Below are 19,879 nucleotides of genomic sequence, written 5' to 3'. Positions count from 1 at the left end.
CCCCTTCACAGTCTTCACAACCGTGGTCGATGTTCGCACAGAACTTCACAATGCCAAGCCGTAGACGGCATTTCACGCCCGTGCGACGCTCGTTCTCGATCACCACAAAATTGACACGAAGGGGCGCGATGATCGAGCACACCGTCCGCAGCCACCCGTCGGCGAAGCGGCTGCCGCGGGAAGACCAGCTCGCCTGGAAGCTCGCCGCGGTCGCCACCGACGCCGTCGAGGTCCCCGCCGGAACCGCCGAGATGGTGGTCAACCGGGTCATCGACAACGCGGCCGTCGCGGCGGCGTCGCTGGCGAGGCGGCCGGTGCGCGCGGCGAGGGACCAGGCGCGATGCCACCCCGCCGCGCCCGGCGCGACCGTTTTCGGTGCCGCCACCCGTGTTTCGCCGGAGTGGGCGGCCTGGGCGAACGGCGTCGCGGTGCGGGAACTGGACTTCCACGACACCTTTCTCGCCGCCGACTACTCCCATCCCGGCGACACCATTCCGCCGGTCCTCGCCGTTGCCCAGCACACCGGCCGCGGCGGTGCCGATCTGGTGCGCGGGATCGCCGCGGCGTACGAGCTGCAGATCGCCCTGGTGAAGGGGATCTGCCTGCACGAGCACCGGATCGACCACATCGCGCACCTCGGCCCCGCCGTCGCCGGGGGAATCGGCGCGCTGCTCGGGCTGCCCACCGAGGTCGTGCACCAGGCCATCGGGCAGGCACTGCACACCACGACCACGACCAGGCAGTCGCGCAAGGGCGAGATCTCGTCGTGGAAGGCGTACGCGCCCGCGTTCGCGGGGAAGACCGCGATCGAAGCCGTGGACAGGGCGATGCGCGGGGAAGGCTCGCCGAGCCCGGTCTACGAGGGCGAGGACGGGGTGATCGCGTGGCTGCTCGGCGGCCCGGACGCCGAATACACCGTGCCGCTTCCCGCGCCGGGCGAGGCGAAGCGCGCGATCCTGGACTCCTACACCAAGGAGCACTCCGCCGAGTACCAGAGCCAGGCGCTGATCGACCTCGCCCGCGCGCTCGGCCCGAAGGTCGATCTCGGGACGGTGCGGCGGATCGTCATCCACACCAGCCACCACACGCACCACGTGATCGGCTCCGGTTCCGGCGACCCGCAGAAGTACGACCCCGGGGCCAGCAGGGAGACGCTGGACCACTCGGTGCCCTACATCTTCGCCGTCGCACTGGAAGACGGCGCGTGGCACCACGAACGCTCGTACGACCGCGCCCGTGCCACGCGGCCCGAAACCGTCGAACTGTGGCGGAAGATCACCACCGAAGAAGATCCACAGTGGACTAGTCGATACCACGCTGCGGACCCGGCGTTCGGCGGGCGCGTCGAAATCGAGTTCACCGACGGGAGCACGCTGACCGAGGAGATCGAGGTCGCCGACGCGCATCCCCGCGGCGCGCGCCCCTTCGCTCGCGAACAGTACCTCGCCAAGTTCCGCGAACTCGCCGACGGCGTGGTGGAACCGGTGGCGCAGAAGGAATTCCTCGACACCGTCCAGCGGCTTCCCTCGCTGACCGCGCGCGAAGTCGCGGACCTGGCCCTTCCGGTCGCCGCGGACGAGTCGGCCACCACGAAGGGGATCTTCTGATGCCGCACGCCACCACGACCGCAGCCGAAAAGCGCGCCGCCTTCCGCGCTGGGCTCGCCTCCGGACGGCTACTGCGCTTCCCCGGCGCGTTCAACCCGTTGTCCGCCAAGCTGATCCAACGCCGCAGCTTCGAAGGCGTGTACCTGTCCGGCGCGGTGATTTCGGCTGAACTCGGGCTGCCGGACATCGGGCTCACCACGCTGACCGAGGTCGCCGACCGGGCGCGCCAGGTCGCCAGGGTGACCGATCTGCCGAGCATCGTGGACGCCGACACCGGGTTCGGTGAGCCGATGAACGTGGCGCGCACGGTGCAGCTCCTCGAAGACGCCGGGGTGGCCGGGCTGCACATCGAGGACCAGGTGAACCCCAAGCGCTGCGGGCACCTCGACGGCAAGGACGTCGTCGACACCGCGACCGCGGTGCGCCGGATCTCCGCGGCGGTGGCGGCGCGGCGCGATCCGTCGTTCGTGATCGCCGCGCGGACCGACGCGAAGGCCGTGCACGGCATGGCCGAGGCGATCACGAGGGCGAAGGCATACGCCGACGCGGGCGCAGATCTCATCTTTCCCGAAGCGATGGCGGACGCGAAGGACTTCGAAGCCGTCCGCTCGGCGGTGGACGTGCCGATCCTGGCCAACATGACCGAGTTCGGCAAGAGCGAGCTGCTCACCACGTCCACATTGGAATCGCTCGGGGTGAACCTGGTGATCTACCCGGTGACCCTGCTGCGCCTGGCGATGCACGCGGCCGACACCGGGCTCGCCACGATCGGCGCCGACGGCACGCAAGCGTCTCTTGTGGACTCCATGCAGCACCGGCGCGATCTCTACGACCTGCTCGACTACGAAGGCTACCGCGCCTTCGACGAAACCGTCTTCGACTTCCGGCTCTGAGGAGGACATCGATGCCCGCGGTCAAAGAACCCGGAACCATCCACAAGGGACTGAACGGGGTCACCGTCGACACCACGGCGATCTCGATGGTGAACCCGGAGAGCAACTCGCTCACCTACCGCGGCTACCCGGTGCAGGACCTCGCCGCGCACCGGTCGTTCGAGGAGGTCGCCTACCTGCTATGGCATGGCGAACTGCCCACGCCGCACCAGCTCGCCGCGCAGTCCGATTTCGAGCGCGCGCACCGCGGGCTCAGTTCGAGCCTCGTCGACACGCTGATGCGGCTGCCCGCCTCGGCGCACCCGATGGACACGCTGCGCACGGCGGTCAGCATCCTCGGCGCGCACGATCCCGGTGAGGACGACAACGCGCCGCGGTCCAACCGGCGGAAGGCGCTGCGCCTGTTCTCGGCGCTGCCCGCCGTCGTCGCACTGGCGCAGCGGCGGCGCCGCGGCCTCGAACCGATCCCGGCGCGCGACGATCTCGGGTTCGCGGAGAACCTGCTCCACATGACCTTCGGAGAGGTGCCGGAGCGGCCGGTCGTGCGGGCTTTCGAAACTTCGCTGGTGCTCTACGCGGAGCACAGCTTCAACGCTTCGACGTTCACCTCCAGGGTGGTCACTTCGACACTGTCCGATATGTACAGCGCGGTGACCGCGGCCATCGGCGCGCTCAAGGGCTCGTTGCACGGCGGCGCGAACGAGGCGGTGATGGCGATGCTCACCGAGATCGGCTCGGCCGACGCCGTCGACGACTGGCTCGCCGACGCGCTCGCGGCGAAGAAGAAGATCATGGGGTTCGGCCACCGGGTGTACAAGAAGGGCGATTCGCGTGTGCCCGCGATGCGCGCCGCGCTGCAGGACGTCGTCGAAGCGCGAGGCGGCCACACTCTGCTCGACACCTACGAGGCACTGGCTCGCGCGATGCTGCGGGAGAAGGGCCTGCACCCGAACCTCGACTACCCCGCGGGCCCCGCGTACCACCTGATGGGATTCGACACGCCCACGTTCACGCCGATCTTCGTGGCCGCGCGGATCACCGGGTGGACCGCGCACATCACCGAGCAGCTCGCGGCGAACGCGTTGATCCGGCCGCTGAGCCACTACAGCGGGCCCGCCGAGCGGGCCGTCCCGAACTGAGCCGAAGTCTTCCTCGCGGCCGTGTCCGGTCCGGCGGCCCGCGCGCGACCACCGGGCGAACGGCGCCGCCGGGGCGCCAGGCGAGTGAGGACGAGGGACATGGCCGACGAACAGTTTCTGGCGGTACCGGGCGCACGGCTGCGCTACCAGGTCAGGGGCGCCGGACCGGTGCTGCTGCTGATCCCCGGCGGGGCGATGGAATCCGCCGCGTTCACCGGGCTCGCCGAGGATCTCGCCGCGGACCACACCGTGGTCACCTACGACTCGCGCGGGATCTCCGGCAGCACCCGAGAGGACCCGGACGCCGACATCACCGTCGACACGCAGGCCGACGACGCGGCACGGCTGCTGGCCGCCGTCACCGACGAGCCCGCGTTCGTGTTCGGCAGCAGCGGCGGCGCGATCACCGGGCTCGCGCTCACCGCGCGGCACCCCGGTCTGGTGCGGGTGCTGGTGGCGCACGAGCCGCCGGTGACCACGCTGCTGCCGGATTTCGGCGGTGACGACGAGCTGGCCGTGATCTACCGCAGGGACGGCGTCGACGCCGCGATGGCGAAGTTCATGGAGATCGCCGAACTGGACGGCCCCGAGCCGGACCCCGCCGAATACGCGCGGATGCGAGCGAACTTCGCCGTGTTCCTCGGGCACATGATCGAGGAGATCGGCGCCTTCGAACCCGACGTGGACGCGCTCGTTTCCGCCTCGACGAGAGTCGTGCTCGGCAGCGGCGCCGGGTCCTCGGCGGACCAGCCAGCGAGGCTCGCCGCCGACGCCGTCGCGAAACTGCTCGACACTCAGACCGTGCTCTTCCCCGGCGATCACGTCGGCTTCGCCGCCGACCCCGCCGGGTTCGCGGCGAAACTGCGCGAGGTGCTCTGACCAGGCGGGGCGCCGCGCTCGTCCTCTGGCGCGGCGCCCCGCCGAGGGACGCATCGGCACCCTTCGCTGGCCGAACGGGCACGTGTCACCGAAATGACAGACTCAAGCCCTACCCTTGTGATTCAACTCATAACAGTGCGTCCATCGCCTGGAAAAGTGCGACCTAACTCTCCTCCGAAGGTGTGAATAATCTTCAGACGCGTGTCGTTGGGCATCACAGGGCGTTATTTGTAGAGGCAAGATCAAAACGGGCCACGGCACGGAAGGGGTATGAACCGTGGGCAACGAACATCGTTCCGCCAGGGCGGAAGTCGTCTTCGGGTTGCGCACCTTCGGCGCGAACCCCCTGCCGGTGCGCGTCGAACTCGAGTACGACTCCGACGACCCGTACGCGGTCGTCGCCGCGTTCCACTCCGGTCGCGGCACGGTCCGGTGGATGTTCAGCCGCGACCTGCTCGCGGACGGCCTGCTGGCCCCGTCCGGCGACGGTGACGTGCGGATCAGCCCCAGCACCGACGCGGCGAAGGTCGTCTTCGAACTGGACGCGCCCGACGGCGCCGCCGTGCTGGAGGCCCCGGCGCAGGAGATCGCCGCGTTCCTCGACCGCAGCTACGAGCAGGTGCCCGGTGGCGACGAGCCCGAGTGGTTCGACTTCGAGGCCGAGATCGCCAAACTGGCGTTCCGCAGCTAGCGGCACCGGCGGGTGAACCCCGTACAACGGCAGCGCTAGGCTCGCCCCCGACGGCACGCGAATGTGGTTGGGAGCACACAGGTGAGCACAACAGGGGAAAACGCACCCGCCGCGCCGGAAGGCGTCAACCTGGAGGAGGCGTCCTCCGCCCGCATCTACGACGCCTACCTCGGCGGCACCACGAACTGGGCCGTCGACCGGTACTTCGCCGACCAGGCCGTCAAGCAGTTCCCCCTGATCAAACCGCTCGCGATGGCGAACCGCCGGTTCCTCGGCAGGGTCGTCCGCGCCGCGCTCGACCACGGGATCACGCAGTTCCTCGACCTCGGCTCCGGCGTGCCGACGGTCGGCAACGTGCACGAGATCGTCGCGAACCACGCCGGCGCCGACGAGGGCCGCGTCGTCTACGTCGACTACGAGCCGGTCGCCGCGGCGCACTCCGAGCACATCCTCACCGAGCAGGACGCGCTGGACTGGGCCGGGATCGTGCAGGCCGATCTGCGCGACCCGGAATCGGTGTTCGAGCACGAGACCACCCGCCGCCTGCTGGACCCGGCGAAGCCGGTGTGCGTGCTGCTGGTGTCCGTGCTGCACTTCGTCGGCGGCGAGACCGACGTCGACGCGCTGGTCCGCCAGTACCGCGACGAGTTCGCGCCGGGCAGCTGGCTCGCCCTGTCGCACATCTGCAACGAGGACAGCGACAACGAGGGCGCCGCGCAGATCGCCCGGCTCGCCGAGCAGTACAAGAACACCCAGAACCCGGCCTTCCTGCGCACGCGCGCGGACGTCGAGCAGTGGTTCTCCGGTCATTCCCTGCTGGAGCCCGGGATCGTGCACCTCGCGGACTGGCGCCCCGACGACGAAATCACCGAGGCCGAGCGCGAGGCGGGCCCGTTCATGTGGTGCGCGGTCGGCGAAGTACCCGCTACCTGAGCTACCTTCACGTCATGCCTAGTGACTTCGTGTTGAAGGCCATGAACGGGATCCACCGCGGAATGCTCAAGCTCAGCGGCGGCAAACTGGGCTGGGAGATGTCCAGGATGCCGGTGCTGGAGCTGACCACGACCGGCCGGAAGTCCGGTGCGCGGCGCACGGTCATGCTCACCTCGCCGTGGCAGGACGGGGACACCCTCGTCGTGGTCGCCTCCCGCGGCGGTGACGACAAGGCTCCGGCGTGGTTCCTCAACCTGTCGGCGAACCCCGAGGTCGAGGTGGCGCTGAAGGGCGGGGCGTCGCGGCCGATGCGGGCGCGCGTGGCTTCCGCGGCCGAGCGCGCCGAGCTGTGGCCGAAGGTCACCGCCGAGCACCGCAACTACGCCGGGTACCAGACGAAGACGAGCCGCGAGATCCCCTTGGTCTTCCTCGAACCGAAGGCCTAGCGCGCGTCGGAGGGCAGTGTCGTCAGCAGCCCGGTGAGCCGGACGCGCAGGCCGCGGAGGTCGACGAGCTCGATGGTGAACACCGCGGCCGACCGGTAGCCGACCGCTTCGCCGGGGCTGCCGCACGGCCCGGTGAAGTAGACGAAGTTCTCGTCGCTGTCGTGGTGCGGCACCGACCACGCCTCGGTGGTCCCGCGCCCGGTGCTCAGCCCCCGGCGCGCGCGGGCGGCCCAGTAGGCGGGGTGCTTCATGGTTTCGACGAGCGAGGCGTGGAACCCGCGCAGGTCCACCCGGTGGACGCCGAGCCCCCGCCCGCCCCACACGCGGGGGAGCGCGGCGTCCGCGGTGTGGTCGTCCACTGAGGACACCGCGCTGAAGGTGGCCGTGTCACCCGCGATCGCGACCGTCCACGGCCGCATCGCGCGGGTCGAAATGATGATCATGGAGAAATGCCCTGGCTCGCTGGTTTTGCGGCAGGGAAGCACATCTCACGGCGGCCCGCCAGTCGAAGTCAGCTCGCGCCGAGCGTGGTCGGGGCACAACCGAAAAACCAGTCGAACTGTGACCTGGGTCACTTCGCCTTAGGTGGTGTCGAGAAAGTCCGGACGGCAGCTACGTCCCCTGCGAGCGGGAATGAACCCCTCATGACGAAGGAGACGTAGAGATGGCCGGGATCAACGTGTTCGCCGTGCTGGTGTCGACCGTGGTCGCGTTCGTGGTGAGCTCCACCTGGTACGCGGTGTTCGGGGCGCGCCGGGCCGCGCTGCTCGCTGGGGGAGAAGTGTCCGAAGTGGACCTGACGCGCCCCGCGCCGGGGAAGATGCTGGTGGAACTGGTGCGGACCACCGTGCTCGCGCTCGTGTTCGCCGTGTTCGTCGCCCAGTTCGCCGTCGGCGGCGTGGGTGGCGCGCTGGTGCTGGCGTTGGTGTCCTGGGTCGCCTTCCCCGGCGTGCTGCTCTCCGGTTCGGTGCTGTGGGACGGCGTGCCCTGGCGGCTCGCCGTCATTCACGGCGGTGACTGGTTGCTGAAGCTGCTCGCGCTGGCGCTCATCATCGGCGCGTGGCGTTGAGACTTGCAGTGCATGCAAACTCTGCATAGACTGCAAATATCGAAAGACCAGTACTGGGGAGGGTGTCGTGTCCGAGGAGACCTACGAAAACGCCATGTCCGAGGCTCGTGCCGCGATGGAGCGGCGGAACTGGGCCGAGGCGTACCGGCACTTCGGCCGGGCGCACGACCTCGGCCACGACGTGCTCGCCGACCACCTCGCCGCCCATCGCGGGATGATCCGCGCCGCGTGGCGAGGTGGCCGGGTCGACCGGGTGCTGCGGAACGTGGTCCTGCTGATCGGCGGCGCGCTCTTCGACCGCGACGCGAAACCGGCCTCGCGCTGAGGCGCGGTCAGTCTTCGCGGAGCTGAGCCCACGGCGTGCGGTACTTCAGCAGGAATCCCAGCAGTATCAAGGAAAGCAGTGCCGCGCAGCCGTCGGTGACCAGTGTGGGCAGCACGCCGAGCGGGCCGTACAGGTCGATCGACGCGCGGAGCACCGTCGGCGGCACCATGCCCGCCACGACACCGGCCGCCTGGCCGGCGCTGATCACGAGCATCGCCCAGAAGAGCCAGCTCCAGCGGTAGCGGAAGGCCAGCACGCCGAGCGCGTTCAGTGGGATGAACGCGATGCCGACCAGGCGCAGCGCGCGCAGGAACCCCGGCGATTCGGCCGCGATCTCCTCGGCGGAGCGCCCGGACAGCGCCATGCTGCGCTCCATCAGCTCCGGCGTGATCACGGCGAAGGTCTGCACCGCCGTGCCCACGACGAACACGACCGAGCACACCGCGACGAGAACCCCCAGTCGCGGCGTCCATCGCGTCGGTGCCAGTCGTTTCGACATCGTCTTGGTCCCCATGCCCCCACCTTGTCTCTATCGATGATAGAGACACTTTATCACCGATAGAGACGGTCGAGGAGGACGTACATCGAGCCGACCGTGTTGTCGGCGACCTTGTCCGTCACCTTCGCGAGGTCACCGGCTTCGATCGCGGAGATGATCGCGTCGTGCTGCTCGGCCGAGCGCTGGTGATCGGTCGCGTCGGCCATGTAGAAGTATTCGTACCGGGACAGCGTCTGCCACTGCCGCGCCAGCAGCGCGACGAGCCTTCCGTTGCCGCAGCGCGAAACCAGCGTCCGGTGGAACCGCGCGTCGAGCTCGTGCGAGCGGCCGGGTTCGGCGGAGTCCGCGAAGTCCCGGTTGATCTCGGCGAGCGCCGGGGCGAGCCCGCGCAGCGCCGGCCCCGTGGTGGTGACGGCGAGCTGTTCGAGCTGGGCGATGATCGGGTAGGTCTCGCGGACTTCGTCCGCGCTCAGCGGTGTCACGACGAAGCCCCTGCCGTGGTCGAAGCGCACCCAGCCCTGGCCTTCGAGCCGTAGCAGCGCTTCGCGTACCGGGGTCCGGCTGACCCCCAGTTCGTCGGCGACCTGGCTCTCGTTGACGCGCTGCCCCGGCTCGATCGCGGTCGAGAGGATCCGTTGCCGCAACAGGTCTTCGACCGTCCGGCGGCGTTCGTCGCGCGCGGAGGTCATGCGGGCCTCGCCGCCGACGCGAGTTCGCCGAGCCGCCGCAGCCACTGGGCCTGCGTGCGCACCCGGTGCCGCGAAAGGGAGCGCTCGCAGTCCACCGGCCCCATGTTCAGTCCTTTCCCCACAACCAGTCCGCCGCGCGGGCGCTCGGCAGGTTCGACCCGGTGAGCACGGTAGCCACCAGCTTGCCCGCGAACCGGCCGGGGTCGGTCAGCATCGCGGCCAAGCCCAGCGCGCCCGCGGGTTCGGTGACGAGACCCGTCGAAGCCAGCAGCGCCCGCATCGCGCGCAGGGTGGCCGGGTCGTCGGCGAGCACCACGTCGTCGACCACGTCCGCCATGTCGCGCAACGCTTCCGGGATCGGGAGGCGCACCGCGACCCCTTCGGAGATGGTGTCGACGGTGTCGGTGTGCTCCACCCGGCCGGAATGCCACGACCGGTGCATCGCGGGCGCGCCCGCCGCGCTCACCGCGATGATCTCGGTCTCCGGCGAGTGGGCCTTCACCCAGCGGCCGACGCCCGCGGCCAGCGCGCCGTTGCCCAGCGGCAGCACGACCACGTCGAACGGGGACGGCCAGCGGGCCAGTTCGAGGCCGATGGTCCCGGCGCCCTCGGACACCGCGGGGTCGCGGCCGTCCTCGATGAACTGGTGGCCTTCGGCCTCGGCGAAGGAGCTGCCGGCGAACTTGGCCCCGTCGAAGTCGCCGTCGACCAGCCGGACGTCCGCGCCGAGCTGCCGCATCCTGGCGAGCTTGCTGTCGGTGACCGCGGCCGAGACGAACACGACGGCGGTGACCCCGCGTTCGCGGGCGGCGTAGGCGATCCCCTGCCCGAAGTTGCCCGCCGACGCGCACACCACGGTCGAGCCCGGTTCAGTGCTCGCCAGCCGGAAGTCCGCGCCCCTGCCCTTGAAGCAGCGGACCGGGTTGGCGGTTTCCACCTTCACCACGACCCGCGCACCGGTCACCTCTTCGAGGGGCTCCGCGAGGTACTGGGGCGAGTCGAGGAACACCGGGTCGATCGTCTCGGCGGCACGGGCGATCCCGGCGACCGTCACTTGACTGGATTGCATGCGATCAGACGCTATTGCATGCAATCTGCGAAGGTCAAGCGCCGACGGGCTGCGGCGCGCTGGTGTCTTCGGCGTCCTCCTTGGCCGCGGCGCGGGCGAACCGCTGCGCCAGCACCGAGCAGACGATCAGCTGGATCTGGTGGAAGATCATCAGCGGCAGCACGATCAGCCCGACCGGCTGCCCGGCGAAGAACACCGTCGCCATCGGCAGTCCCGCGGCGAGGCTCTTCTTCGAACCGCAGAACAGCACCACGATGCGGTCCGCGCGGGTGAACCCGAGGCGCTTGCCGAGCAGCGCGGTCAGCCCCAGCACGACGGCGAGCAGCACGGCGCACACCGCGGCGACCGCGACGATGCGCAGCGCGGACACCGAGCTCCAGATGTGCTGGCGCATGCCCTCGCTGAACGCGGCGTACACCACGAGCAGGATCGAGCCGCGGTCGACGAGCTTCGTCTTCGCCGCGTGCCGTTCCATCGGCGCGCGCAGCCACGGGCGCAGCAGCTGGCCGAGCACGAACGGCGCGAGCAGCTGCAGCACGATGTCCACAATGGACGAAGCGTCGATCCCGCCGCCCGTCGTGCTCATCAGCGCCAGCACCAGCAGCGGGGTCAGCACGATGCCGATGATGTTGGAGAACGACGCCGAGACGATGGCGCCGGCGACATTGCCGCGCGCCATCGAGGTGAACGCGATCGAGGACTGCACGGTCGAGGGCACCAGGCACAGGAACAGCAAGCCGGTGTAGAGGTCGGGGGTCAGCACCGAGGGCACGAGCGGGCGCGCGGCGAGGCCGAGCGCCGGGAAGAGCACGAAGGTCGCGGCGAGCACCACGCCGTGCAGGCGCCACTGCTTCACGCCGTCCCACGCCTGCGCGGGCGAAAGCCGCGCGCCGTAGATGAAGAACAGCAGGCCGATGACGATCTTCGTGGCCCAGCCGAGCACGTCCGCGAAGGCTCCGGCGGCGGGCAGCACGCTCGCGACGCCCACGGTGAGCAGGATCAACGGCACGAACGGATCGAACTTCGACGGGACCTTCATGACTTCACGGTAGGTCGCCCGCGGTGATTGTGAAATACGATGAGTAAGGTAACTGCTATCGAGTATCGTGATGACGATGTTCGACTCCGCGCTGCTGCGCAGCTTCCTCGCCGTCGAGCGCAGCGGCGGGTTCACCGCCGCGGCCAAGCAGCTCGGCCTCCGCCAGTCCACGGTCAGCGGGCACATCGCGCGGCTGGAGCAGGCCGTCGGCCGCGAGCTGTTCCTGCGCGACACCCACCGCGTCGACCTCACTCCCGACGGTTCCGCGATGCTCGGGTTCGCGCGGGCCATCCTCGCCGCCCAGGAGCAGGCGCAGCGCTACTTCAGCGGCGACGAACTGACCGGGCGGATCCGGTTCGGCGCGTCGGAGGACGTGGTGGCGATGGAACTGCCGCGGGTGCTGCGCGAGTTCCGCGCGCACCACCCGTCGGTCGATCTCGAACTCGCCGTCGGGCGCAGCGAAACCCTGCACCGGCGGCTGCGCGCGAACCAGCTCGACCTCGTGCTCGTCAAGCGGCGCCCCGGCGAACGGCACGGCACCCCGGTCTACCGCGACCGCCTGGTCTGGGCCGGTCCCGAGGGCACGCGGGCGGAGGTGACCGATCCGGTCCCGCTGGTCACCTACCCCGATCCCAGCCTCACCAGGGAGGCCGCGCTGCGGGCGCTGGAGAACGCTGGCCTCGGCCACCGGCTGACGTGCGTCGCCGACAGCCAGCAGGGCCTGCGCGCGGGCGTGCTCGCCGGGCTCGGGTTCATCGTGCACGCCGAGACGCTGCTGCCGCCGGGGCTCGTCCCGGTCGATCCCGCCGCCGGCCTGCCCGATCCCGGCAGCCTGGAGTTCGTGCTCGTCAACCGGCCGCGCGAGCCGAGCCCGCAGGAACGCGCGCTCGTCGACGCGATCAAGCAGAACTCGTTCCGCCTGCACTCGGGCCGGACGGCACGCGGCGACTGGTGACCTTGGCGCCCCGGTTCGGTGCCCGTCGCCGTGGGCGATACCGTTCCCGGTCGTGGCCGTGAGCAGGATCAGCGCACCGGAGATCGCCGGTACCTCCGCGTTGCCGCTCGAAGAGGGCGAACGGCGCGCGCTCGACGTCGTCCGCAGGCTCGGCACCGTCGGCGCGCTGCTGCTCGCCGCCGGCTCGCTCGGCGCGGGCGCCGCCCCGGTGCTCAACCCGGTGCAGGACATCCCGGTGCTCCGGCTGTTCATCCGCATCCCGACCGTTTCGCTCGCGGTCGCGTTCGCCGGGATGGCGATGATGGTGATCGCTTGGCTGCTGCTCGGCCGGTTCGCCCGCCCCGGCAACGCCCGCATGGCCAGCAACCGCCAGCTCAGCCGCACGCTCGCGATGTGGCTGACGCCGCTGGTCGCCATCCCGCCGCTGTTCTCCCGCGACGTCTACGCCTACCTCGCGCAGAGCGAGATCGTGCACCGCGGCATGGACCCGTACTCGCTCGGGCCCGCCGCGGCGCTCGGCGTCGGCGACCCGCTCACCGCGAACGTTTCGCTGCTGTGGCGCGAAACCTCGCCCCCGTACGGCCCGCTGTACTTCCGGCTCGGCGGCTGGCTGGCCGGGATCTCCGGCAACAACACGATCCTCGGCGTCCTGCTGCACCGCGGGCTCGCCCTCATCGGCGTCGCGCTGATCGTGTGGGCGGCGGCGCGGCTCGCGAAGCGGTTCGGGGTCCCGCCCGCCACCGCGCTGTGGCTCGGCGCGATCAACCCGCTCGTGCTCTTCCACCTCGTCGCGGGCGCGCACAACGACTCGCTCGCGATCGGGCTGATGATGGCCGGGCTCGAACTGGGGCTGCGCAGGCTCCCGGCGCGCGTCAAGGGCGACAGCCCGCCACCGCTCGCGGACGGCGAACTGCTCTTCATCGCGCTCGGCACCGCCGTGATCACCGTCGGCGTCTCGGTGAAGCTGTACGCGATCGTGGCGCTGCCGTTCTTCGCGGTGATGGTCGCGCGGCGCTGGCACGGGCGGGTCGCCGACCTGGTCCGCGCCGCGGTGCCGATGTTCGTGGTGTTCGCCGTGGTGCTGGTCGCCGTGTGCCTCGGCTCGGGGCTCGGGTTCGGCTGGGTCGCGAACCTCGGCACGCCGGGCCTGGTCCGCAGCCTGCTGTCCCCGGTCGCCGAGCTGGTCAGCCTCGGCGGCCTGCTCGGGATCGCGCTCGGCCTCGGCAACCACACCGAAGGGCTCGTGCCGATCCTGAACGTGCTGGGCTACGCCACCGCCGCCGCGATCACGCTGAAGTTCCTGTGGGCGAGCTTCCGGTGGCGCTACCGCCCGATCATCGGGCTCGGCGTCTCGCTCGGCGCCGTGATGGTCCTGCAGGTCACGCTCCAGCCGTGGTACCTGCTGTGGGCGGTGATCCCGCTCGCCGCCGCCGCGGGGACCTCGCGGTTCCGCGTCGCGGCGACCGCGGTCAGCGTGGTGCTGTCATTGGCGAGCTACCCCAACGGCGGCACTTACGGCGGCAGCTCTTTCGTTGTCGTGCAAGCGATCGTCGCCGCGCTCGTGGTGGTCGCGCTCGCCGTGGTGATCGTGGCCAGAGTGGAACCCCAGCTCATCCGGCGCCCCGACGGCTCGTGGTTCAGCGCCGCAGCGGGGCCGCCGACTTCAGGGTCCTGAGCACGGGCGCCGTTTCCAGCGAGCGGATCTCGTCGAACGCGCCTAGCCGGTGGACGAGGTACTCGTGCAGCGCGCGCGGGCCCGAGCACAGCGCCTTGGCGACGAGATTGCTCGGCCCGGTCGTCGCGGCGAGGAACGCCAGCTCCGGGTGCTCGGCGAGCGCCGTCGCCACCGCGTCGACATGGGCGGGCGCCACCGCCATCCACAGCAGCGCTTGCGTCGTCACGCCGAACAGGGAGCCGTCGAGGTCGATGTCGAAGAAGATCGCGCCGCTCGCACGGAGATCGGCCAGGCGGCGGGCGACCGTCGCGGGGCTCCACCCGGTCGCGGAGGCGAGCTCGGTGTGGCTCGCGCGGCCGTCCTCGCCGAGCGCGGCGAGCAGTGCCGAGTCCGATTCGGACAGTGACGCCGTCGACGCGTGGTCCTCGTCCGGGGCCAGTTCTCGTTGCTGCTCCTGGGAAAGCACGGCGGGCCGCCCGCTCCACGCCGTCGGCCCGCCGACGTAGCTGTGCAACAGGTAGTGCGCGGACACCGCGGTGATGCTCGTGGCGCGCGGGATGTCGTGCAGCAGCAGGGCACGCCCGTCCGCGGCGGAGGCGTGCACGATGCCGAAGATCTCGGTACCACCGGAGCACAGCTTCACCCACGAGGTGTCCGCGCGCCGTGCCAACGCGTATGCGAGGTCCTGCGCGGTGTGCGGGCTCGCGGTCAGCCGCACGAGCCACCGCTCACCGGCCGTGCGGTGCGGATCGGCCAGCCCGACGACGCGCAGCGACGCCTCCGCGCGCAGGCGGCGGTAGCGCCTGGCCACGGTCTGCGTGGACACCCCGAGCACGTTCGCGATCCGGCTGAACGGCGCCCGCGCGTCGATCTGCAACGCGTGCACCAGCCCGAGATCGACGTCGTCGAGAGATTGTTTCGAAGTCGTTTTGCGTGGCGGTGCGGGTGGCGGAACCTCAGGTGGTCCCTCGCTCCGGGATCTCCAACTCATGAATGCCAATTCACCACGTTGGAGCTGTCCTCGCGAGGAACCACCTGAGAACCCGCGGCGGTGCCGGTTGCTTGCCCGCTCAAGTGGCTACGCCACTTCAACAGACCGTCGAGCCTGTTCACAGCGCGAGGGCGATCCTGCCGCCTGCCGCCGCGGTCATCGCGGCCAGCGCGGCCTGGATGTCCAGCGGGTAGCCGTGGTTCTCGGCGTGCGCGGCCCGGAGGTTCAGCGCGACGCGTTCGAGGCCGCCCCACGACGGCCAGCGCCGCCGCGCTTCGTCCATCAGCGCGTCGTAGTCGGGCCGCTCGGGCTGGGTCACCTCGTCGAGCCAGTGCAGGTGGTTGGAGGTCGACAGGCTCAGGTGGCCGCGCTGGGTGCTGGGTTCGCCGTGCCCGGGGATCGCGGTGTGCACCTCGAACCGGCCGAGCCAGCGCAGCGCGTCGAGCCAGCCGTGCAGCGACCCTTCCTGCAGCGTCGGGAACGAGCCGGAGCAGAACAGGTCGCCGGTGAAGAAGACCTTCGCCGAGGGCACCACGACCACGAGATCGCCGCGGGTGTGCGCGACGAACGGGACCGGGTGCACCTCCACGGTGATCCCGCCGAGGTCGAGCGTCTGGGCACTGGTGACCGGCGTGATCTTCGCGGGCGGGGTGATGTCGCCCCAGTCCGAGCAGTCGAAGACCTCGGGGTAGACGTGCGGGCCGGACAGGATCTCGGCCGCCGCGCTGGGCGTGGCCAGCACTTCGCCGCCGAGGCCGTGGATCAGGCCGGCGCCGTTCGCGTGGTCGCCGTCGCCATGGGTGATCGCGGCGGCGAGATCGCGCGAACCCGGCCTGGTGTACCGGTTCACGGTGGCGAGCAGCGCGCGGGTGCGGCGCTCGGTGGCGCACGTGTCGATCAGCAGCGTCTTGTGGTCGCCGGAGACCCAGCCGGAGTTGCTCAGCCACCAGCCGCCCTGCTGGACGTAGACGCCGACGCGGTCGCCGACGGGCCGGATGGTGGCCTTGATGTCACTCCCCATGACGCGGTCCTCCGCTTTCCCGCGACTCTGCACGTGCGCCCGGCGCCCGGCAGTCCGGTGCCGTTCGCGCCGTTCAGCTTAGGTGGGGTCGCCACCGGGGGCAGCACGGCGGGGCGGTCCGGTGCACGGCGTCAGGATCGCACACCCGCCGGTGACGCCGGGGCGGGCATGGCGCCGGGTGGAGCCGGAAAAGGTGCCGAGGGGAGTTCGGTACTGGGGGTGGGGCTCAGTTGTCGCGAGACATCGGTGTTTCTCTTTCCTTCGGTGGGGCGAGGGGGACGGGAGGAGTGGGCGCTCAGTTGTCGCGGCTCATGGGAGGGCTCCTGCGTTCGGTGGGGCGTGGGGGCACGGCGGGCGCTTCAACACCGAGTGGGCGGTTCGACGCGGTCAGTTGTCACGGGACATCGAGAACCTCCTAATCGCTACGGTCTATCACTCTCTCTTGAGTTTTTCCTGTTCAGAAGTGGTTCAAACGCAAAAAATCCGTTGATCACCGCTGTCGGTCGCGACCCGGTCACACCGTGCACGCGCCTTGGCGGACGACCTGTGGTGGGATGACCGGGATCGGGTTCGGCAGTCGAGGACACTATGAGTATGCGCAGCGGAAGACCGCAAGACGCACCCGCGGTGCGTCTTCGCGACTCTTTCGTCATGCCCCGTAACTGGGCGTTGTGGAAGCAACGGCGCCACGTGACCGCGTACTGCCTGCTGAGCGAGGCCGTGGCGATCCTGCTGACGGTGCTCAGGCTGCACGAGGAGCCGATCGACGGCCGTGCCGTCGCACTGTGGGTGACGCTGGCGGTGCTCGCCGTGGCCCAGGCCGAACTGGGCAGGCAGGTCGAACGGGTGCGGCGCCGGGTGGCCGGGTCCGCGCACATCAACATGACCTCGGTGTGGCTGTTCGCGGGCGTGCTGCTGCTGCCCGCGGTGCTCACCGCCGCGCTGACCGTGGTGCTGTACCTGCACTTGGCGGTGCGCAGCTGGTACCGCCTGCACCGGGTTTCGCCGTTCCGGACGGTCAGCAACGCCACCATCCTCGTGCTGACCTGCTACGCGTCGAAGGCGGTGCTGACCGCGTTCGGGATGGCCGATCTGCGCGCGGCGATGGAGATCCCGTGGCTCGGGTCGATCGCGGTGGCGCTCGCGCTCGTCGTGCACTTCGTGGTGAACGCGCTGCTGGTGCTGCCCGCCCGCAACGATCCAGGCCGCACGTTCGTCGACCTGTTCGGCGGCTGGTCCGACAACGCGCTGGAGCTGGCCACGCTGTGCCTCGGCGCGTTCAACGCGCTCGCGCTGACCGTGCTGCCGGGGCTCACCGTGCTGGTGCTGCCGCCGATGCTCATCCTGCACCGCACCGTGCTGGTCAAACAGCTCGAGACCGCGGCCACCCGCGACGACAAGACGGGCCTGCTCAACAGCGCGGGCTGGCACGCCATCGCCGATCACGCGCTGGCGCAGGCGGAACGGCGGCGGACCACGCTCGGGCTGCTGATGATCGACCTCGACCACTTCAAGCGCGTCAACGACACCTACGGCCACCTCGCGGGGGACGCGGTGCTGAAGGCGGTGGCGTCGGCGATCCAGAGCGAGGTGCGCGACCAGAACGACGCCGTCGGCCGGTTCGGCGGCGAGGAGTTCGTGGTGCTGCTGCCCGAGATCTCGGCGATCGACCTCGCTGCGGTCGCCGAGCGGATCCGCGGCTCGGTACGGGAGATCGCGCTCAAGGTCGACTCGGAGGAAGAGGTCCGCGAGATCGCCGACCTGTCCGCCTCGCTCGGCACCGCGATGTACCCCGCGGCGGGCACCGGTGTGCAGCGCCTGCTCGACGCCGCGGACATGGCGCTGTACCACGCGAAGCGCACCGGGCGGGACCGCATCGTGCACGTCGCCGACCTCAAATGAGGCACGGATTTCCTTCACGGTTCCGGTAAGCGCTGCTTCAAAGCCGGGCGCACGGCCCCGATCCCGGACCCCGCAAGGGAAAGTGTGGTATAGCGCACAAGCCACAGGGGGTGCGCGCGGAAACGCGGTCGGGGATATTCGCGATTGAGCCGGTGACGAAACCACCACGCGTCACTACGCCGGTCACCTCGTCTACATCGGACACAGTCAGCAAGGAGAAGGAAATGGCATCAATGTGGGCTGCGCTCGCCGCGGAGGCGGCCGTGGTTTTCATCGTTGTCGGCGTCGGCACGGCGTGGTTCCGTGCGCGACTGAAGAGCACCAGCCCCGAGCAGGTCGCGGCCGTCGACTGAGTGAGCGCCGCGGTTCCCCGCCCAGAGCGGTAAACCAAGACTTGAACAGTGAAACGGCGTGCCCGGGATTCCCGGGCACGCCGTTTCACTGTCTCGGTGGCGTCAGCGCTGGGACGCCGCCGCGATCTCTTCGGCCTCTTCGCGGGTGGCCGCGGCCGGGGGCGATCCCGGCAGTGGCTTCCGCGCGGATTCCTTTGTGAAGTAGCAGGCGATCGCGCCGATGATGCCCGCCGCGATGAGGTAGTAGCCGGGCCAGTTCAGGTCACCGGTCGCGGCGATCAGGCCCGCGGTCACCACGGCCGTGGTGCCGCCGAACAGCGACACCGCGAGGTTGAACGAGATCGCCAGCGCGCCGTAGCGGATCTCGGTCGGGAACAGCGCGGGCAGCGTCGAAGGCATCGTGCTGTTGAAGCACAGCAGCATCAGGCCCATCAGCGCGAGCCCGCTGAACACCGGCCAGAACCCGCCCGCGCGCATCAGCAGCACCGACGGCACGGCGAGCACGATCATGAGGACGCAGCCCGCGTAGATGACCGGGCGCCTGCCGATCTTGTCGGACAGCTTCCCGACGAAGGTGATGAACACCATCATCAGCAGCAGCACCACGATCTGCAGCACCTGCGACGTGGTCGAGCTGATCCCCGCGCCCTTCAACGGCTCTTCGAGGTAGGTCGGCACGTACGAGGTGAGCATGTAGTTGGTGACGTTGAAGACGAGCACCAGCCCGCCGCACACCAGCATCGGGCGCCAGTACTTGCTGAAGATGTCCTTGATCTCGCGCAGGGTCTGGTTGCCCTCCCTGCCCTCGGACTCGGCGGCGAGCGCCTTGAACGCCGGGGTCTCTTCGAGCTTGAGCCGGAGGTAGAGCCCGATGAGCCCGATCGGCCCCGAGATCAGGAACGGGATCCGCCAGCCCCAGCTGAGCAGGTCGTCCTCGGGGATCAGGCTCGTGATGAGCGTGGCGCAGGTGGCGCCGATCGCGTACCCGGTCAGCGTGCCGAACTCGAGCCAGCTGCCGAGGAAGCCGCGGCGCTTGTCGGGCGCGTACTCGGCGATGAACGCCATCGCGCCGCCGTACTCGCCACCGGTGGAGAAGCCCTGCAGCAGCCTGGCGAGCAGCATCAGCATCGGCGCGGCGGCGCCGATCGCGGCGTAGCTCGGGATGAACGCGATCGCGAACGTGCCGATCGCCATCAGGATCACCGTGAGCGAAAGGACCTTCGTGCGGCCGATCCGGTCGCCGAGCGGGCCGAAGAACATGCCGCCGAACGGGCGGACCAGGAAGGCGACCGCGAACAGCCCCAGCGTCCCGATCGTCGCGACGGTCTGGCTGGCACCGGTGAAGAACACCTTCTGGATGGTGGTCTGCAAGTACGCGAAGACACCGAAGTCGAACCACTCGGTGACGTTGCCGATGGCGGCGGCGCCGATCGCCCGCCGGATGATGCCTGGCTCGGTGACGGTGATCTGATCGGCGGTCAGCTTCCCGCCGACGGCTTCGTGTGCACCGGACTCTGCCACAACTACCCCTCCCGTTCCGCCCCTGGAAAATTGGCCACAAGACAGCTTGGCTTCGCGTGACCTTAGTGCCATCGAGTGACGACCGCCGCGCTCGGGGTGTGCCATCAGGACTAATCACCCAAAACGGGAAATTTGTTTGCGTTGCGCCAGACCACGGTGGCCCAATGAGCGGCACGGCCTCGC

21 protein-coding genes are annotated in these 19,879 nt (G+C 69.9%); 13 read left to right on the top strand and 8 right to left on the bottom strand.

Translation table 11 applies throughout. The features are described 5' to 3' along the window. Positions 1–128: 128 nt before the first annotated feature. The 7 genes from HUW46_RS09405 to HUW46_RS09375 all read left to right on the top strand — a co-directional run bounded on the left by HUW46_RS09405 (position 129) and on the right by HUW46_RS09375 (position 6,588). A complete protein-coding gene (locus tag HUW46_RS09405; protein ID WP_215546928.1) occupies positions 129–1,607 on the top strand; it encodes an MmgE/PrpD family protein in 1,479 nt (492 codons plus the stop codon). Beyond that, positions 1,607–2,500, top strand: coding sequence for a methylisocitrate lyase (gene prpB / locus HUW46_RS09400; RefSeq protein WP_215546927.1), 894 nt, complete (start codon positions 1,607–1,609; stop codon positions 2,498–2,500). The genes HUW46_RS09405 and prpB overlap by 1 nt, the downstream gene beginning before the upstream one ends. Positions 2,501–2,511: 11 nt before the next feature. After that, positions 2,512–3,639 (top strand): bifunctional 2-methylcitrate synthase/citrate synthase, encoded by a 1,128-nt coding sequence (locus HUW46_RS09395; protein WP_215546926.1) that lies wholly within the window; start codon positions 2,512–2,514, stop codon positions 3,637–3,639. Positions 3,640–3,738: 99 nt separating this feature from the next. Next, a complete protein-coding gene (locus HUW46_RS09390) occupies positions 3,739–4,518 on the top strand; it encodes an alpha/beta fold hydrolase (RefSeq protein ID WP_215546925.1) in 780 nt (259 codons plus the stop codon). 277 nt (positions 4,519–4,795) lie between these two features. Further along, positions 4,796–5,209 carry an SsgA family sporulation/cell division regulator gene (locus HUW46_RS09385; protein ID WP_215546924.1) on the top strand — a complete coding sequence of 138 codons (414 nt, stop codon included), beginning with the start codon at positions 4,796–4,798 and terminating at the stop codon, positions 5,207–5,209. Positions 5,210–5,290: 81 nt separating this feature from the next. Continuing rightward, positions 5,291–6,142: an SAM-dependent methyltransferase gene (locus tag HUW46_RS09380; RefSeq protein WP_215546923.1), complete on the top strand. Its 852-nt coding sequence runs from the start codon at positions 5,291–5,293 to the stop codon at positions 6,140–6,142. 14 nt (positions 6,143–6,156) lie between these two features. Further along, the gene (locus tag HUW46_RS09375) at positions 6,157–6,588 is read left to right on the top strand and encodes a nitroreductase/quinone reductase family protein (protein ID WP_215546922.1); all 432 of its coding nucleotides are present in this window, start codon (positions 6,157–6,159) and stop codon (positions 6,586–6,588) included. On the opposite strand, the gene HUW46_RS09370 is transcribed toward HUW46_RS09375, so the two are convergent. Then, a complete protein-coding gene (locus HUW46_RS09370; RefSeq protein WP_215546921.1) occupies positions 6,585–7,031 on the bottom strand; it encodes a hypothetical protein in 447 nt (148 codons plus the stop codon). The two genes, HUW46_RS09375 and HUW46_RS09370, sit on opposite strands and share 4 nt — an antisense overlap. 221 nt (positions 7,032–7,252) lie before the next feature. On the opposite strand from HUW46_RS09370, the gene HUW46_RS09365 reads away from it, so the two are divergent. Further along, positions 7,253–7,657 carry a DUF1761 domain-containing protein gene (locus HUW46_RS09365; RefSeq protein ID WP_215546920.1) on the top strand — a complete coding sequence of 135 codons (405 nt, stop codon included), beginning with the start codon at positions 7,253–7,255 and terminating at the stop codon, positions 7,655–7,657. 67 nt (positions 7,658–7,724) lie between these two features. Then, positions 7,725–7,982: a DUF3703 domain-containing protein gene (locus HUW46_RS09360; RefSeq protein WP_215546919.1), complete on the top strand. Its 258-nt coding sequence runs from the start codon at positions 7,725–7,727 to the stop codon at positions 7,980–7,982. Positions 7,983–7,989: 7 nt separating this feature from the next. Here the strand turns inward: HUW46_RS09360 and HUW46_RS09355 are convergent, their stop codons facing one another. The 4 genes from HUW46_RS09355 to HUW46_RS09340 form a co-directional block, all read right to left on the bottom strand. Continuing rightward, positions 7,990–8,496: a hypothetical protein gene (locus HUW46_RS09355; protein WP_254125984.1), complete on the bottom strand. Its 507-nt coding sequence runs from the start codon at positions 8,494–8,496 to the stop codon at positions 7,990–7,992. 38 nt (positions 8,497–8,534) lie between these two features. Continuing rightward, the gene (locus tag HUW46_RS09350; RefSeq protein ID WP_215546918.1) at positions 8,535–9,170 is read right to left on the bottom strand and encodes a GntR family transcriptional regulator; all 636 of its coding nucleotides are present in this window, start codon (positions 9,168–9,170) and stop codon (positions 8,535–8,537) included. Positions 9,171–9,276: 106 nt separating this feature from the next. Beyond that, positions 9,277–10,239: a threonine ammonia-lyase gene (locus HUW46_RS09345; RefSeq protein WP_215546917.1), complete on the bottom strand. Its 963-nt coding sequence runs from the start codon at positions 10,237–10,239 to the stop codon at positions 9,277–9,279. Between the two features lie 34 nt (positions 10,240–10,273). Then, positions 10,274–11,278, bottom strand: a complete 1,005-nt coding sequence (locus HUW46_RS09340) for a bile acid:sodium symporter family protein (RefSeq protein WP_215546916.1) — start codon at positions 11,276–11,278, stop codon at positions 10,274–10,276. A gap of 76 nt (positions 11,279–11,354) precedes the next feature. Here HUW46_RS09340 and HUW46_RS09335 point away from each other — a divergent pair, with 76 nt between their 5' ends. Together HUW46_RS09335 and mptB are read left to right on the top strand one after the other, a co-directional pair. Beyond that, the gene (locus HUW46_RS09335; RefSeq protein ID WP_215546915.1) at positions 11,355–12,233 is read left to right on the top strand and encodes a LysR family transcriptional regulator; all 879 of its coding nucleotides are present in this window, start codon (positions 11,355–11,357) and stop codon (positions 12,231–12,233) included. A gap of 52 nt (positions 12,234–12,285) precedes the next feature. After that, on the top strand, positions 12,286–13,908 hold the full coding sequence (gene mptB, locus HUW46_RS09330; protein ID WP_254125982.1) for a polyprenol phosphomannose-dependent alpha 1,6 mannosyltransferase MptB: 1,623 nt from the start codon (positions 12,286–12,288) through the stop codon (positions 13,906–13,908). Here the strand turns inward: mptB and HUW46_RS09325 are convergent. Together HUW46_RS09325 and HUW46_RS09320 are read right to left on the bottom strand one after the other, a co-directional pair. Beyond that, positions 13,871–14,794: an Lrp/AsnC family transcriptional regulator gene (locus HUW46_RS09325; RefSeq protein WP_254125981.1), complete on the bottom strand. Its 924-nt coding sequence runs from the start codon at positions 14,792–14,794 to the stop codon at positions 13,871–13,873. The genes mptB and HUW46_RS09325 overlap by 38 nt on opposite strands. A 223-nt stretch (positions 14,795–15,017) precedes the next feature. Then, complete coding sequence (locus HUW46_RS09320; RefSeq protein ID WP_215546913.1) at positions 15,018–15,920, bottom strand: MBL fold metallo-hydrolase; 903 nt, start codon at positions 15,918–15,920, stop codon at positions 15,018–15,020. Between the two features lie 651 nt (positions 15,921–16,571). Between HUW46_RS09320 and HUW46_RS09315 the strand changes: the two genes are divergently transcribed. Together HUW46_RS09315 and HUW46_RS48760 are read left to right on the top strand one after the other, a co-directional pair. After that, positions 16,572–17,822, top strand: coding sequence for a GGDEF domain-containing protein (locus HUW46_RS09315; protein WP_254125979.1), 1,251 nt, complete (start codon positions 16,572–16,574; stop codon positions 17,820–17,822). Positions 17,823–18,046: 224 nt separating this feature from the next. Further along, entirely contained in the window at positions 18,047–18,175 is a 129-nt protein-coding gene (locus HUW46_RS48760; RefSeq protein WP_256451423.1) for a hypothetical protein, read from the top strand. Positions 18,176–18,277: 102 nt separating this feature from the next. Here HUW46_RS48760 and HUW46_RS09310 read toward each other — a convergent pair whose 3' ends face one another. Continuing rightward, complete coding sequence (locus HUW46_RS09310) at positions 18,278–19,696, bottom strand: MFS transporter (protein ID WP_254125978.1); 1,419 nt, start codon at positions 19,694–19,696, stop codon at positions 18,278–18,280. Positions 19,697–19,879: the final 183 nt, after the last annotated feature.

The sequence above is a fragment of the Amycolatopsis sp. CA-230715 genome (assembly GCF_018736145.1).
Classification (GTDB): Bacteria; Actinomycetota; Actinomycetes; order Mycobacteriales; family Pseudonocardiaceae; genus Amycolatopsis.
The sequence above is the reverse complement of the archived record's forward strand: the minus strand, read 5'-3'. Positions and strand labels throughout refer to the sequence as shown.

Bases quoted from the DNA above. Each gene is read 5' to 3' on its own strand.
- HUW46_RS09405 (WP_215546928.1), top strand. From the start codon at position 129: ATGATCGAGCACACCGTCCGCAGCCACCCGTCGGCGAAGCGGCTGCCG.
- prpB (WP_215546927.1), top strand. From the start codon at position 1,607: ATGCCGCACGCCACCACGACCGCAGCCGAAAAGCGCGCCGCCTTCCGC.
- HUW46_RS09395 (WP_215546926.1), top strand. From the start codon at position 2,512: ATGCCCGCGGTCAAAGAACCCGGAACCATCCACAAGGGACTGAACGGG.
- HUW46_RS09390 (WP_215546925.1), top strand. From the start codon at position 3,739: ATGGCCGACGAACAGTTTCTGGCGGTACCGGGCGCACGGCTGCGCTAC.
- HUW46_RS09375 (WP_215546922.1), top strand. From the start codon at position 6,157: ATGCCTAGTGACTTCGTGTTGAAGGCCATGAACGGGATCCACCGCGGA.
- HUW46_RS09370 (WP_215546921.1), bottom strand. From the start codon at position 7,031: ATGATCATCATTTCGACCCGCGCGATGCGGCCGTGGACGGTCGCGATC.
- HUW46_RS09365 (WP_215546920.1), top strand. From the start codon at position 7,253: ATGGCCGGGATCAACGTGTTCGCCGTGCTGGTGTCGACCGTGGTCGCG.
- HUW46_RS09355 (WP_254125984.1), bottom strand. From the start codon at position 8,496: ATGGGGACCAAGACGATGTCGAAACGACTGGCACCGACGCGATGGACG.
- HUW46_RS09350 (WP_215546918.1), bottom strand. From the start codon at position 9,170: ATGACCTCCGCGCGCGACGAACGCCGCCGGACGGTCGAAGACCTGTTG.
- HUW46_RS09345 (WP_215546917.1), bottom strand. From the start codon at position 10,239: ATGCAATCCAGTCAAGTGACGGTCGCCGGGATCGCCCGTGCCGCCGAG.
- HUW46_RS09340 (WP_215546916.1), bottom strand. From the start codon at position 11,278: ATGAAGGTCCCGTCGAAGTTCGATCCGTTCGTGCCGTTGATCCTGCTC.
- HUW46_RS09335 (WP_215546915.1), top strand. From the start codon at position 11,355: ATGTTCGACTCCGCGCTGCTGCGCAGCTTCCTCGCCGTCGAGCGCAGC.
- HUW46_RS09320 (WP_215546913.1), bottom strand. From the start codon at position 15,920: ATGGGGAGTGACATCAAGGCCACCATCCGGCCCGTCGGCGACCGCGTC.
- HUW46_RS09315 (WP_254125979.1), top strand. From the start codon at position 16,572: ATGCCCCGTAACTGGGCGTTGTGGAAGCAACGGCGCCACGTGACCGCG.
- HUW46_RS48760 (WP_256451423.1), top strand. From the start codon at position 18,047: ATGGCATCAATGTGGGCTGCGCTCGCCGCGGAGGCGGCCGTGGTTTTC.